General features: G+C 38.6%; 17 protein-coding genes. 9 read left to right on the top strand and 8 right to left on the bottom strand.

What is annotated here, in order from left to right; translation table 11 throughout:
• Nucleotides 1–102: 102 nt before the first annotated feature.
• Nucleotides 103–300 (top strand): hypothetical protein, encoded by a 198-nt coding sequence (locus ACI6PS_RS14210; protein WP_421013237.1) that lies wholly within the window; start codon nt 103–105, stop codon nt 298–300.
• A 29-nt stretch (nt 301–329) separates the two neighbouring features.
• Here the strand turns inward: ACI6PS_RS14210 and ACI6PS_RS14205 are convergent, their stop codons facing one another.
• Nucleotides 330–1,271: a LysR substrate-binding domain-containing protein gene (locus tag ACI6PS_RS14205; protein ID WP_421013236.1), complete on the bottom strand. Its 942-nt coding sequence runs from the start codon at nt 1,269–1,271 to the stop codon at nt 330–332.
• Nucleotides 1,272–1,375: 104 nt separating this feature from the next.
• Between ACI6PS_RS14205 and ACI6PS_RS14200 the strand changes: the two genes are divergently transcribed.
• From ACI6PS_RS14200 to can, 4 genes are all read left to right on the top strand, one after another.
• A complete protein-coding gene (locus tag ACI6PS_RS14200; protein WP_421013235.1) occupies nt 1,376–1,855 on the top strand; it encodes a Dps family protein in 480 nt (159 codons plus the stop codon).
• A 129-nt stretch (nt 1,856–1,984) separates the two neighbouring features.
• Nucleotides 1,985–2,266 (top strand): hypothetical protein, encoded by a 282-nt coding sequence (locus tag ACI6PS_RS14195; RefSeq protein WP_421013234.1) that lies wholly within the window; start codon nt 1,985–1,987, stop codon nt 2,264–2,266.
• Between the two features lie 91 nt (nt 2,267–2,357).
• Nucleotides 2,358–4,046 (top strand): SulP family inorganic anion transporter, encoded by a 1,689-nt coding sequence (locus tag ACI6PS_RS14190; RefSeq protein ID WP_421013233.1) that lies wholly within the window; start codon nt 2,358–2,360, stop codon nt 4,044–4,046.
• Between the two features lie 22 nt (nt 4,047–4,068).
• Nucleotides 4,069–4,704, top strand: a complete 636-nt coding sequence (gene can / locus ACI6PS_RS14185; protein WP_421013232.1) for a carbonate dehydratase — start codon at nt 4,069–4,071, stop codon at nt 4,702–4,704.
• 226 nt (nt 4,705–4,930) lie between these two features.
• On the opposite strand, the gene ACI6PS_RS14180 is transcribed toward can, so the two are convergent.
• From ACI6PS_RS14180 to ACI6PS_RS14160, 5 genes are all read right to left on the bottom strand, one after another.
• Nucleotides 4,931–5,185: a hypothetical protein gene (locus tag ACI6PS_RS14180; RefSeq protein WP_421013231.1), complete on the bottom strand. Its 255-nt coding sequence runs from the start codon at nt 5,183–5,185 to the stop codon at nt 4,931–4,933.
• Nucleotides 5,186–5,297: 112 nt separating this feature from the next.
• Nucleotides 5,298–6,494: an LETM1-related biofilm-associated protein gene (locus ACI6PS_RS14175; protein WP_421013230.1), complete on the bottom strand. Its 1,197-nt coding sequence runs from the start codon at nt 6,492–6,494 to the stop codon at nt 5,298–5,300.
• A gap of 53 nt (nt 6,495–6,547) precedes the next feature.
• Nucleotides 6,548–6,994, bottom strand: coding sequence for a sensor of ECF-type sigma factor (locus tag ACI6PS_RS14170; RefSeq protein ID WP_421013229.1), 447 nt, complete (start codon nt 6,992–6,994; stop codon nt 6,548–6,550).
• Entirely contained in the window at nt 6,981–7,400 is a 420-nt protein-coding gene (locus ACI6PS_RS14165; RefSeq protein ID WP_421013228.1) for a hypothetical protein, read from the bottom strand. The genes ACI6PS_RS14170 and ACI6PS_RS14165 overlap by 14 nt, the downstream gene beginning before the upstream one ends.
• Before the next feature lie 30 nt (nt 7,401–7,430).
• Nucleotides 7,431–7,973, bottom strand: coding sequence for an RNA polymerase sigma factor (locus ACI6PS_RS14160; protein ID WP_421013227.1), 543 nt, complete (start codon nt 7,971–7,973; stop codon nt 7,431–7,433).
• A 344-nt stretch (nt 7,974–8,317) separates the two neighbouring features.
• Between ACI6PS_RS14160 and ACI6PS_RS14155 the strand changes: the two genes are divergently transcribed.
• Entirely contained in the window at nt 8,318–8,983 is a 666-nt protein-coding gene (locus ACI6PS_RS14155) for an HAD family hydrolase (protein WP_421013226.1), read from the top strand.
• A gap of 14 nt (nt 8,984–8,997) precedes the next feature.
• Nucleotides 8,998–9,663 (top strand): HAD family hydrolase, encoded by a 666-nt coding sequence (locus ACI6PS_RS14150; RefSeq protein WP_421013225.1) that lies wholly within the window; start codon nt 8,998–9,000, stop codon nt 9,661–9,663.
• Here ACI6PS_RS14150 and ACI6PS_RS14145 read toward each other — a convergent pair.
• Together ACI6PS_RS14145 and ACI6PS_RS14140 are read right to left on the bottom strand one after the other, a co-directional pair.
• Nucleotides 9,660–10,946, bottom strand: coding sequence for a cryptochrome/photolyase family protein (locus tag ACI6PS_RS14145; RefSeq protein ID WP_421013224.1), 1,287 nt, complete (start codon nt 10,944–10,946; stop codon nt 9,660–9,662). The two genes, ACI6PS_RS14150 and ACI6PS_RS14145, sit on opposite strands and share 4 nt — an antisense overlap.
• Before the next feature lie 3 nt (nt 10,947–10,949).
• Nucleotides 10,950–11,426, bottom strand: a complete 477-nt coding sequence (locus tag ACI6PS_RS14140; protein ID WP_421013223.1) for an SRPBCC family protein — start codon at nt 11,424–11,426, stop codon at nt 10,950–10,952.
• A 138-nt stretch (nt 11,427–11,564) separates the two neighbouring features.
• Here ACI6PS_RS14140 and ACI6PS_RS14135 point away from each other — a divergent pair, with 138 nt between their 5' ends.
• Entirely contained in the window at nt 11,565–12,410 is an 846-nt protein-coding gene (locus tag ACI6PS_RS14135; protein ID WP_421013222.1) for a DUF2911 domain-containing protein, read from the top strand.
• Nucleotides 12,411–12,483: 73 nt separating this feature from the next.
• Nucleotides 12,484–12,793: hypothetical protein (locus tag ACI6PS_RS14130; RefSeq protein ID WP_421013221.1), on the top strand; the 310-nt coding region annotated here is incomplete at its 3' end.

The raw sequence follows: 12,793 nt of genomic DNA, 5'->3' as shown, positions 1-12,793 counted from the left end.
TTTAACAAAAAAGATAGTTTTTATTAACTAAAACGTTTTCGAAGCTATTGATTTATTTTCTAAATTTGGTAAAACAAAATACAAAATAGGTAAATTCATTTTATGAAAAAAACTATGTTTAGTTACACTAAAACGATACTCGAAAGAGTGAGTTTTGATCCATTACTTTTTTGTAAGGAAGTAGAAAAAGCATTGAAGATACTATTGCCTTATGAAATAGAACAATTAACAGATTGGCTGTTTCAGTACACACAGGAAAAGCCTGAATTGCAACATTGCCAATTATTACTAAATCAATAAAACTAAAGGAGCCTAAACAGCTCCTTTTTTTATTTCTTATGTAACGGACTTACGATTTGTACATTCTGGAAAACGATCGCACCTTTTACGACTCCTGCAATCGTACTTCTCAAGGCATCAATAATTTGAATTTTGAGTTCTGTTTTCGGAAAAATCAAACTTACTTCCCTTGCTGGTTTTGGTTCAACAAAATGATGCAACTTCCCTTTATCTTTTTCATTCAAATCAAGCGTATGCAAATAAGGAAGAAGCGTGGTTCCTAAACCTTCATCGGCTAATTTTATCAAGGTTTCAAAGCTGCCGCTCTCTAGTTGAAAAGAGTTTCCACTTCCAGCACCATTACTTTTGCAGAGGTTCAGGATTCCATCACGAAAGCAATGTCCGTCTTGCAGCAACAATATTTCTTCAATATTCAAATCAGAAATCTGAATTTCCTCTTTCTGAGCCATTCTGTGATTATCGGGAATATACGCTACAAAAGGCTCGAAATAAAGTACAATTTCTTTCAGCTTTTCTTCCATCAATGGGGTGGAGGCAATGGCGGCATCCAGATGGCCATTTTTCAATTTGGTAATGATCTCATCCGTATTCAATTCCTCAATAATCAGCTTTACTTTTGGATATTTCTTGATAAAATTACTCAAGAACATAGGCAGTAATGTAGGCATAATAGTGGGAATGATTCCCAATCTGAATTCACCACCAATAAAACCTTTTTGCTGTTCTACAATGTCTTTGATTCTATCGGCTTCAATAACGATATTCTTCGCCTGATTTACTATTTTCTGTCCAATATCTGTGAGTTGAATAGGCTTTTTTGTTCGGTCAAAGATTTGAATACTTAGCTCTTCTTCAATCTTTTGGATTTGCATACTCAAGGTAGGCTGTGTAACAAAACATTTTTCAGCGGCAAGAGTAAAATTTTTGTGTTCTGCAACAGCAAGAACATATTGTAGTTGGGTGATTGTCATTATAGATTGTTTGATGCAAATTTAAGAAAACAATAGCTTTTTATTATAGTTCGAGCCTTCCTTTTTTCGTAACTTTATAAAACAAAATCACAAAAATAATTTTTATGAAAACCAATATTTTAGGATTGCCTGTAAAGGAATCACAAGAAGTAGTTGCAGATTTGAATGTCCTGTTATCCAATTTTCAAGTATATTATCAAAATCTAAGAGGAATCCATTGGAATATCCGCGGAAAGCGTTTCTTTGATCTTCACGTTAAGTTCGAAGAATTATACAACGACGCTCAATTAAAAATAGATTTGATTGCCGAAAGGGTACTGACAATAGGAGGAACACCACTTCACACTTTTGAAGATTATATCAAGCATAATAAATTGACTGTCGGTAAAAACATTTCAAACGATGAAAAAGCAGTTCACCTGATTGTAAATTCACTTTCAGATCTATTAAAAATCGAAAGAGAAATCTTAAACAAAACGGATGAAATTAACGACGAAGGAACAAATTCCATGATGAGCGACTTCATTGCCGAACAGGAAAAAACAATTTGGATGATGCGAGCATGGCTGGAAGAAAGCTTATAATCGCAATAAATTAACACAAAATAGCCAGAATTATGCATTTAATTCTGGCTTTTGTTTTTGTTGTTAAAATTTAATTAAATTACCTCTTTTCATTTTTAAGTAGAGGTGTTTCCTGTTATTTTTGCCCACATGAAACTAGCAGTTCGATTATTATTAATAGTGTTTATCTCATTCTTGGCCACTCCAACGATTGTTGGTATGATCAAGCACAAATGCGATACCTCTATTTTTTATAGTATGTCGGAAGAAGAAATTCATAAAGAATTAAAGGAAATCAAAGCAGAAATTGTATTCCATTCTATCGACCTGTTTAAGATTTCAAAACACACTTCAAGTATCATCATTTCAGAAAATTTAATGAAGCACGACAACGTTTCGGCTTCCATATTTTCGCCACCTCCTAACGTTTAATACATTTTTTAGATTCAAATTTTAGTTTGAATTTACAAACCTTGTTTCATAATGAGGTTAAAATCTATGTATTCAATTTTAGTTAGGTATTATGACAAAAAAAATTAATCTTTTTGCCAACCTCAAATCCGATTTTGCATCTGGTTTAGTGGTTTTTTTGGTGGCACTTCCACTATGTTTAGGTATTGCATTGGCTTCTGGGGCGCCACCTTTATCAGGTATTATCGCTGGTATAATTGGGGGAGTTGTAGTGGGTTTCTTGAGTAAATCACATTTAAGTGTTTCCGGACCTGCAGCGGGTTTAACAGCTATTGTATTAACAGCAATTACAGATCTTGGAGCCTTCAATATTTTCCTTACAGCAGTATTAATTGCTGGTATATTACAGTTAATCCTCGGATTCATCAAAGCAGGTAGTATCTCTAATTACTTCCCGACCAATGTTATCGAAGGGATGCTTGCCGGTATCGGAATCATCATCATCCTAAAGCAAATTCCACACGCTATCGGTTATGATGCCGATTTTGAAGGCGATCAGAGTTTTGTGCAGGCCGACGGAAACAACACCTTTTCAGCAATAGTTGGAGCTTTAGATTATATCCAGATTGGTTCTGTAATCATCACCCTTATATCGTTGGCCATATTAATTTCTTGGGACAAATTGAGTTTCCTAAAGAGATTAAAGCTGGTTCCAGGTGCGTTAGTGGCGGTAATTGTCGGGATTCTGCTCAATGAATTCTTCATCGCTTCTGGCAGTTCGTTAGCAATATCAAAAGAGCATTTGGTTTCCCTTCCAGTACCATCAAGTCTAGAAGATTTCAAAAACATCATCGTCCTACCAGATTTTACAGGATTTGCCAACACTAAGGTTTGGATTGTAGGTGCTACAATCGCAATCGTAGCTTCCATCGAAACACTATTGTGTATCGAAGCCGCCGACAGAATGGATGCCCAAAAAAGATATACCGATACCAATGTTGAATTAAAAGCACAAGGAGTAGGGAACATGCTAAGCGCGCTACTTGGAGGATTGCCAATGACATCCGTTGTCGTGAGAACATCTGCCAACAACAATGCAGGAGCAAAATCCAAGATGTCTGCCATCATCCACGGTATCCTTTTATTGATAAGCGTTTTGTCAATCCCGTTCCTCCTTAATAAAATTCCGTTGGCCACATTGGCAGCCGTACTTTTAATGGTAGGATATAAATTGGCCAAGCCGTCCATCATCATGCACTTCTGGCACAAAGGGAAATACCAATTCGTACCTTTCATAGCAACACTTCTTGCCGTAGTCTTTTTGGATCTGCTAAAAGGAGTAGCCCTAGGTATCATCATCAGCATCGTCTTTATCTTGAGAGGAAACTTGAAAAGAGCCTACCGTTTCCGAAAAGAAAAATTCGAAGACGGAGATGTCATCCGAATTGATCTTGCCCAAGAAGTTTCGTTCCTGAACAAGGCCGCCATCAAAACTACCTTGGCCGAAATACCAGAAAACTCAAAAGTAGTCATCAATGCCTCAGATACGGTCTATATTGCCCATGATGTACTGGATCTAATACAAGAATTCGCCACCATCAGAGCCACCGAAGAAAACATCAAAGTAAAGCTCAAAGGTTTCAAGAAAGCCTACGAACTCGATGACATCAACGACGAAAACAACCACGTATTCTTCGAAACATTCGAAGAAGCACAAATCAGAAAGCAAGCAAAACAGGACTACAACGCCTGCATAGCCATACTAGAAGAAAAAAGAAATACAGATAATAAAGAGCAATAAACAACAATAAAAAATAATCAAAATGAGCGATTTTTATAAAAAAATACTAGACGGAAACAAGAAATGGGTTGAATCAAAAATCAGCCAAGATCCACAATATTTCGAAAAACTATCACACGGACAATCACCACCACTTCTATGGATCGGATGTTCAGACAGCCGTGTCCCAGCAAACGAAGTAATCGGAGCACAGCCAGGAGAAGTATTCGTTCACCGTAACATTGCCAACATGGTTGTCCACTCAGACATGAACATGCTAAGCGTACTCGATTATGCCGTAAACGTCCTGAAAGTAAAACACGTAATCGTGTGCGGACACTACGGTTGTGGAGGAGTGAAAGCCGCAATGGGCAACGACTCTATCGGACTAATCGACAACTGGATCCGCCACATCAAGGACGGATACCGTCACCACAAAACTTTCCTAGACTCAATCGTAGATGAAAAAGAAAGATTCGACACTTTCGTGGAAGTAAACGTAAAAGAGCAGGTACTCGATTTGGCCAAAACCTCAATCGTTCAAGGCGCTTGGAGAAACGGGCAGGACCTTAGCCTACACGGATGGGTCTACGGTCTAGACTCAGGAATCGTAAAGGATCTGGAAGTAAACCTCTCTTCAAACAACGATTTGGACGAAGTATACCAACTGCAATTCTAAGCGAGTTCACCTCAAAATACAAAACCCCAAGCAAGCAATTGTTTGGGGTATTTTTTTTACAACAATAAAAGTTTTCAGGAGCGAAACACCCTACACAAAATAATCCATGTTCCCGCTGGTGCTACTCGCTTTGGGCCTGCTCTAAAGGCAGGCCCAAGAGCTCAAACAATAGCACCATCGGGGCTAGAAGGAATCTATCCGCTCCTTGGAAACGCCCCACAGAACGTCAACCATAAACCATCGGCGGTTTTCCAAAAAACATCGGCGGTCGTCCAAAAACATCGGTGGTTTTCCAAAAAACATCGGCGGTTCTTCTAAAAATATCGGCGGTCGCCCAAAAAGGTCGGCTGTTTCTCCTAAAACATCGGCGGTCGTCCAAAAACATCGGCGGTTTCTCCAAAAGGTCGGCGGTTTTCCAAAAAACATCGGCGGTTCTTCTAAAAACATCGGCGGTTTCTCCAAAAGGTCGGCGGTTTTCCAAAAAACATCGGCATATTTCATTCTGCAGGGATCACCTCAAACGCAGTCAAGGGCCACTTACATAATCCTGCTAGATTGTTTTCTTCAAACCTAAATAAAGTAGGAGTATAGCGCTACTCCTCCAAGTTTTCATTAAATGCTGAAGGTAGCATCTTGGGTATAAATTTTATCAAGATAGGCAAGAGCAAACTCCCGCCAGGCAAAAGAAAAATCGTCAAAGAAGGCACGGTTTTGCAAATTTCCAGCAATTGCTTCTTCACCTTTTTCTTTTCCTTTTCCTCCAAATCCCGCGTGGTCGAACTCAGCAAAAGCTTCATCAGCTCACCATTCTGCGAAATCTCTTTCTGCAGTCTTTGCTTGTTCCTCGTAATCAAAACCACGACCGTCTGCGTCGCCTGATCGTAGAAATGCTTCACAGGATTCGAGTAGTTAAAATAAGGAATTTGTTTTTTATTGGTGGTGATAAAAGCGTCGGTAGTTGCAATACTTTCCGATACGAAATCTGTGGAAACTCCCATCAAATCTGCCAATTGATATAAGAAGGAAGCCTCGTTCTTCTCCATGTTTTCATCGTTCCACAAAGCCATTCCTGCCATATCAATGAGGTAGTATTTCTCCAGATCATTTTCAAAATAATCCAGTTCCAACGTCTCCAAATTTTGAACGTTCACTTTTGAGAACTTCGTGAAACGCACAGAACTCTCGAAAAGCTTGATCAGCAATTCGTCGTATTTCGAGGGGTGGTTCTTGGTTTTCAAAGCCAGCGAAACGATACTGACAATGGCTTCCTCCAATTTCTTCAGATAGTTATGCGGAATGTTCCCGTTGATCAGGTATTGGCGAAAAGCCAAAACATCTTCAAAAAGTAGGGCATTGGTTAATATATGCGAAAAGTTCTTACTGATGATGTTGTCATTCGTTTGCACACGCTCACCAATCATCTTCTCCAGTTCTACCGAAGGCGTACTCCCGGGAAGCACTTTCTTGAACAGATTAAAGCCTTCCGGATGCATTTCTTTATAAAACGCAACCGCCTTTTCAACAAAAAGTTTTGGATTGCTTTCGTGGGTTACCATCCCGAAAACACTGTAAAGGGTGTTTAGCAAGGCCACTTTGGAAATCTCTTCAGATGTCCAGCCTTTAGAGTCGATAGGAATAGTGGTATCAAACGAAACTACGTGGCCATAAACAAAACCAGTAGCCCTAATTTGCTTGTAAAATAAATCAGAGTAGCCAACAACGGGAAGCTGAACAGGTTTCTGTTCTGAAAAGAATTTGTCGATCCAGCCGTTTGCCGAAGCATTAATCATTTCGCATTATTTTCTGCAAAGCTATCTCTTTTTTTGACAAATTCGCAACAAAATCAATCTCTTTTGCCTTTGTTTTTGTACTGTCGCAGCAAAGTTTTATTAAAGTCGTCTTCGGCTTTTTTGAGTTTCAAAATCTTTACCGGACTCAAAACGGTCTTCAAGCTTGCCATAAACTTCTTGCGGTTTTGATACAAATCATCTTCAACGCTTTCAATCTGGCTCAACATCGCCGAAGCCTGCTTGTCTGTAAGATTATCAACCGATTCGGAATCCAGTTTCTCTTTAATCATCTTCATTTTCTCATGACGCAACTCAAATTGCTTTTCATCATAGGCATTATAAATCGGCCAGAATTTCTCTGCCTCGGTAGCCGTAAGCGACAAATTATTGGTCAAGTAGGCCACTTTCAAAGCTTTCACTTTTTCTTTCTTGGGTCCTTGAGCATAGAATGAAAAGGAAATCAAGAGCATCAGGGCAAGTATAAATTTATTCGTTTTCATAAATATAATTTTCAAGGTTGTTGTTGTTCGTTAAAATATCTTCAATCGTTTTGTCTTCCAAAGCCAAATCCACATCAAGGCTCTGAATGTCCTCGCTGTCGAGCAAATTAATCAAATCATACTGCGAAATATTAGATTGATACGCCAAATAGTTTTCCATCGAAACCGCATCAATTTCTTCAGAAGTACTGTACAAATTATTATAAACCGGGATACTCAACGCCAAGATCAAAACCGCCACGGCACTCATCATCCAAGTTTTTCTTCGAGCATAAAGCGGAATCACTTTCGGTTCCTGAACCGGCAAATTCGCCATAATCCTGGTTTGGAAATCATCAAAATAGCCTTCTGGAGCAGTAAATCCAGTGCCAATTTTCGGTTCTCTATCCAATTTAAAATCTTTCATATCCATAAGACGTTTATTAGCTCTAAAGGTTTAATCCTTCTGCATAAAATCCTCAATTTTTTTCACTGCATGAAAATACGAAGCCTTCAATCCACCGACCGAAGTCCCCAGAATCTCCGAAATCTCCTCATATTTCATTTCCTGAAAATACTTCATCTTAAAAACAAGCTGTTGCTTTTCAGGAAGTTCAGCAATCGCTCGTTGAAGTTTCAACTGAACGGCATCGCCATCAAAGTACTCATCAGCACGCATGTTCTCGACTTGTTTCTGCTGAAAAGCTTCACTCGTTTGTCCGTTTCGTTTCGCCCTCGCATTGATAAACGTAATCGCTTCGTTCGTTGCAATCCTGTACATCCACGAAAACAATTTGCTGTCGCCCTTAAAATTCTTCAAATGCTGATAAACCTTCACAAACGTATTCTGCAAAACATCATCCGCATCATCATGATTCAAAACAATAGTCCGGATATGCGAATAAAGCGGACGCTTAAAATCAGCCAATAGCCGTTCAAACGCAACATTCTGCGTCTTCGGGTCCAGCAAAGCCTTGATAAAATCCTTTTCGTTCTCCAAAACAAATCGTTTTCAGTTTGACTAAAGATAAGTCAAAAGGTTTAATCTGACTATGTAAACTATCTAAAATGAAATGTCTTAAAGTCAAAATGAGGTGCTATGTTTCTATATGGTTAAAAAATAATTTTCAGGAGCGAAACGCCGTCTTGTATTTGAAATTCATTTTCCTGCTACAGGAACTCGCTTTAAAACTGTTGGTCACAGTTTTAAGAGCTCAGACAATTCCTGTATCAGGGCTAGGAGGAATCGGTGTTGTGTTTTTGTAAACTTTCCTTAAAACCATACAAAAGCAACCGCCGTTTTCATCAAAAACCTTAATTTTGCCCGTACAACAACACATTACAATGATAAAAACAGTAATCTTCGATATGGACGGCGTTATTGTCGACACCGAACCCGTTCACCGTTATGCCTATTTCAACCATTTCAGCGAACTCAACATCGATGTAACCGACGAAATGTTTGCCACCTTCACAGGAAATTCAACCCGAAATGTCTTCCAGAAAGTAAAGGACATCTTCAATCTAGAACACGAAGTAGAAAACCTGATCCAACGAAAAAGGGACATCTTCAACGATGCCTTCGACAGCAAGCAGGATTTGTTTCTGTTAGACGGAGTTGAAGATTTAATCAAGGATTTGCATCAAAACGGCATTCAGCTGATCGTTGCATCATCGGCTTCAAAAGTAACGATTGAAAGGGTTTTCAAGCGATTTAAACTCCACCAATATTTTTCAGATATTGTCAGCGGTGAGGATTTTCCAAAATCAAAACCACACCCTGCCATTTTTGAGCATGCTGTTTCATTATCAATAGCACCAAAACACGAATGCATCGTAATCGAAGATTCAGCCAACGGAATCGAAGCTTCAATTGGAGCTGGTGTTTTCTGCATCGGCTACAACAGCGAGCATTCAAAACTGCAGGATTTATCAAAAGCCGATATGATTATCAATCATTTTAACGAATTATCAGCCGAAAAAATCAAAAATCTGAAATCAACAATCTAAACCCTAGAATCCAAATGGTCAAAACCGTAATTTTCGATATGGATGGCGTGCTGGTCAACAGCGAACCATTGCATCACGAAGTAAGCCTAGTGCAATTCAAAGATTTAAACATAGAAGTAACCGACGATATATTTGCCACATTTACAGGTAATTCCAATAAGATGATTTACCAAAAACTGAAAGATAGGTTCCAACTTTCGCACAACGTTGAAGACTTGATTTCAACCAAAAACACCTTATTTATTGATGCTTTCGATAAGAAAGAAGATTTGCATCTGATGCCTGGCGTAAAAGAATTGATTATCGATTTGTATCAAAATGGCGTTCAATTGATTGTCGCTTCCTCATCAGAAATGGAAATCATCAACAAGGTTTTTGAACGCTTTGATTTAAATCAATATTTCACACATAAAGTCAGTGGTAATGATTTCCCTGAATCAAAACCAAATCCCGCGATTTTCTTGAAGGCAGCTTCGTATTCAAAAGCGCCAATCCAAGAATGCATCATCATCGAAGACAGTACTAACGGAATTAAAGCTGCAAAAGCTGCCGGAATTTTCTGTGTTGCTTATAAAAGCGAAGAGGTCAATTCACAAGATCAATCCTTGGCAGATAGTATTGTTTATGATTATAAGGATTTGAACTTCGAAAAGATTTCAAAAATAAACGAATTTAGCTAGCCAACGGCTACCTTGTAAACTTTCAAGCAACGTTCTCTTGCGTCTTTATGATCCACGATGGGTTTCGGATAGTGAAGCGTTTCCAATTCCGGAACCCATTTTTTGATGTATTTCAAATCCTTGTCAAACTTTTTTACCTGTTCAGTCGGATTGAAAATCCTGAAATAGGGAGCCGCGTCAACTCCAGAACCTGCAGCCCATTGCCAGTTGCCGACATTGCTCGACTGTTCGTAGTCCAATAGTTTGGTTGCGAAATAGGTTTCGCCCCATCGCCAATCAATCAATAAATGCTTGCATAGAAAGCTTGCAACGACCATTCTGACACGGTTGTGCATGTGTCCGGTGACATTTAATTCCCGCATTCCGGCATCTACAAAAGGATAGCCTGTTTTTCCCTCGCACCATTTTTGAAAAAGTTTTTCATTATTGTCCCAAACAATTGCATCGTATTTTTCCCTGAAACTTTTATGTATCGTATGTGGGAAATGCCATAGAATCTGCATAAAGAATTCACGCCAGATCAATTCATTTAAAAAAGTTTCATTTTTTTCTGCTAGCGCTTTTTTAACCATTTTCCGTATGCTGACAGCACCAAATCTTAAATGCGGTCCGAGTAAGGAAGTTTTTGCAAGAGCAGGAAAATTACGGGTTTCTTCGTAATTTGAAATCAATGCTGATGAAATATCAAAAGGAGCAACCTCGATTTTTGAAGTTTCAAAGCCAATATCTTTGAACGTTAGAAAAGGGTAGGAGTGTTTAGCAATATTTTTAATTAAATCTTCTGAATTAAAACTGTTTAGGTGCTCTTTCTTGAAGTTTTGTTTCCATTTTTTGGAATAGGGCGTATAGACAACATAAGGGGCGTTGTCTTCTTTTACGACTTCGCTTTTTTCAAAAATAACTTGGTCTTTATAGGTTTTAAAACCGATTTCATGCTTTTTGAAAATCTGATAGATTTCGAGGTCGCGTTTTCTTGCGTAAGGTTCGTAATCGTGATTGGTATAGACATTTTCAATCTTGTTTTCCTGAATCAATTTCTCGAAAATTTCAGATGGTTTTCCGTAAAAAACGGCAAGCGATTTTCCTTGTTTGGTTAGTTGCTCATTCATCTTAGCCAATAAATCGGCTATAAAAGTAACTCTAGCATCGTCTTTTGGAAGTTCATCCAGAATACTTTTATCAAAAATAAAAATTGGAAGCACTTCCTTTTCCGAATTCAATGCTTCAAAAAAACCTTTGTTGTCGTCAATCCGTAAATCACGTCGGAACCAAAATATATTCATAGTCTAAAAAGTAGGTGTTCTGTATTCGCCAAATAATTCAATTAGTTTTTTTCTCCTATATTCGAAGATTTCGTCCAATTTTGGCTTTACAATTATTGGATGGACAAATTGGCCTAAGATTCCCATCGGAAGTTTATAATCGATGATGTCTTCCATTTCTACACCGCCGGGAATTTCTTTTATGAAATGCTTATGGTGCCATAAGGCATAAGGTCCGAAGCGTTGTTCGTCTACAAAATACTTACGGTCTTCCACGTGAGTTATCTCTGTTACCCATTTGGTTTTTATGCCCAAGATAGGGGTTACGATGTATTGGATAATCTGTCCAGGAAACATTGGCCTGTCACCGCCTGAAAGGATATCGAAACTCATATAATCTGGCGTTATGGTTTTCAGGTTCTTTGGAGCGGACAAAAATTCCCAAGCTTCATCAACACTTATGGGAAGATTTTGCTTGGAATGCAACGTATAGACTTTCATTTCATTTTTTTGTAAAGATAAATAATGTTTAACTTAATACCTGTTTTGGTTAAACAAAACTATTTGTTTTTATATTTTTTTTAACATTTAGAGGATTATTGAAATATTATCTTTGAGGCAACTTAAAATTTATCAAAAATGAAAAAAATACTAGCTTCGATTACGCTATTTTTAGTTTGCCTTCCAACATTTGCACAAGTGAAAACGCCACAGGCAAGTCCTAAAGCATCTGTGACGCAAACTGTAGGATTGACAGAAGTAGCTATCGATTACAGCCGACCAAGTGCGAAAGGAAGAACTATTTTTGGTGACCTTGTTACTTTCGGGAAATTGTGGAGAACTGGAGCCAACCAGAATTCAATGGTTACGTTCAGTGATGATGTTGTGATTGATGGTAAGACTTTGAAAAAAGGTAAATATGCTATTTTCACGACTCCAAAAGCGGATAACTGGGAAGTATTTTTCTATACCGATACTCAAAACTGGGGAACTCCTGAGAGCTGGGACGAATCTAAAGTTGCTTTGAAAACTAGTGTTAAGCCGGAGACATTGAACAGAAATGTGGAAACGTTTACTATTGCGATCAACAACTTGGATAACAATTTTGCTCATTTGGAAATTTCTTGGGAAAAAACCATCATTGCTGTGAAGTTTGAGGTTCCTACGAACAAAACGGCTATGGCTAGCATTGAGAAAGCATTGAATGGTCCGTCGAAGGATGATTATTATGCTGCGGGTACTTATTTCTACCAGTCAAATGGTGATATGAAAAAGGCTTTAGAGTATGTAAATAAGGCTTTGGAAATGAATGCTGACAAACCTTTTTGGCAATTGAGACAAAAATCCTTGATCCAAGCGAAATTGGGTGACAAGAAAGGTGCTATTGAAACGGCTAAAGCTTCATTGGTAGCGGCTGAAGTGGCTAAGAATGCTGATTACGTGAAAATGAACAAGGAGAGCATTGCGGAGTGGAGCAAGAAATAATTGTTACTCCTTTATATATTGAAACACCGACTTGATGTCGGTGTTTTTTTTTATAATTAATTTTCTTGGGAGTATGGAGGGAAATCAAACGACATCGGGAGGGAATCAAACGACTTCTGGAGGGAATCAAACGACTTCGGGAGGGAATCAAACGACTTCGGGGGAGAATCAAACACATCGGAAGCAATCAAACGACATCGGGAGGGAATCAAACGACTTCGGGAGGGAATCAAACGACATCGGGGAGAATCAAACGACTTCGGCGGAGAATCAAACGACATCGGAAGCAATCAAACGACATCGGAAGGAATCAAACGACTTCGGGAGGGAATCAAACGACATCGGGGAGAATCAAACGACTTCGGCGGAGAATCAAACGACAT

The sequence above is a fragment of the Flavobacterium sp. PLA-1-15 genome (assembly GCF_049060005.1).
Classification (GTDB): domain Bacteria; phylum Bacteroidota; class Bacteroidia; order Flavobacteriales; family Flavobacteriaceae; genus Flavobacterium.
This window is presented reverse-complemented; position numbering and strand designations above follow the sequence as displayed.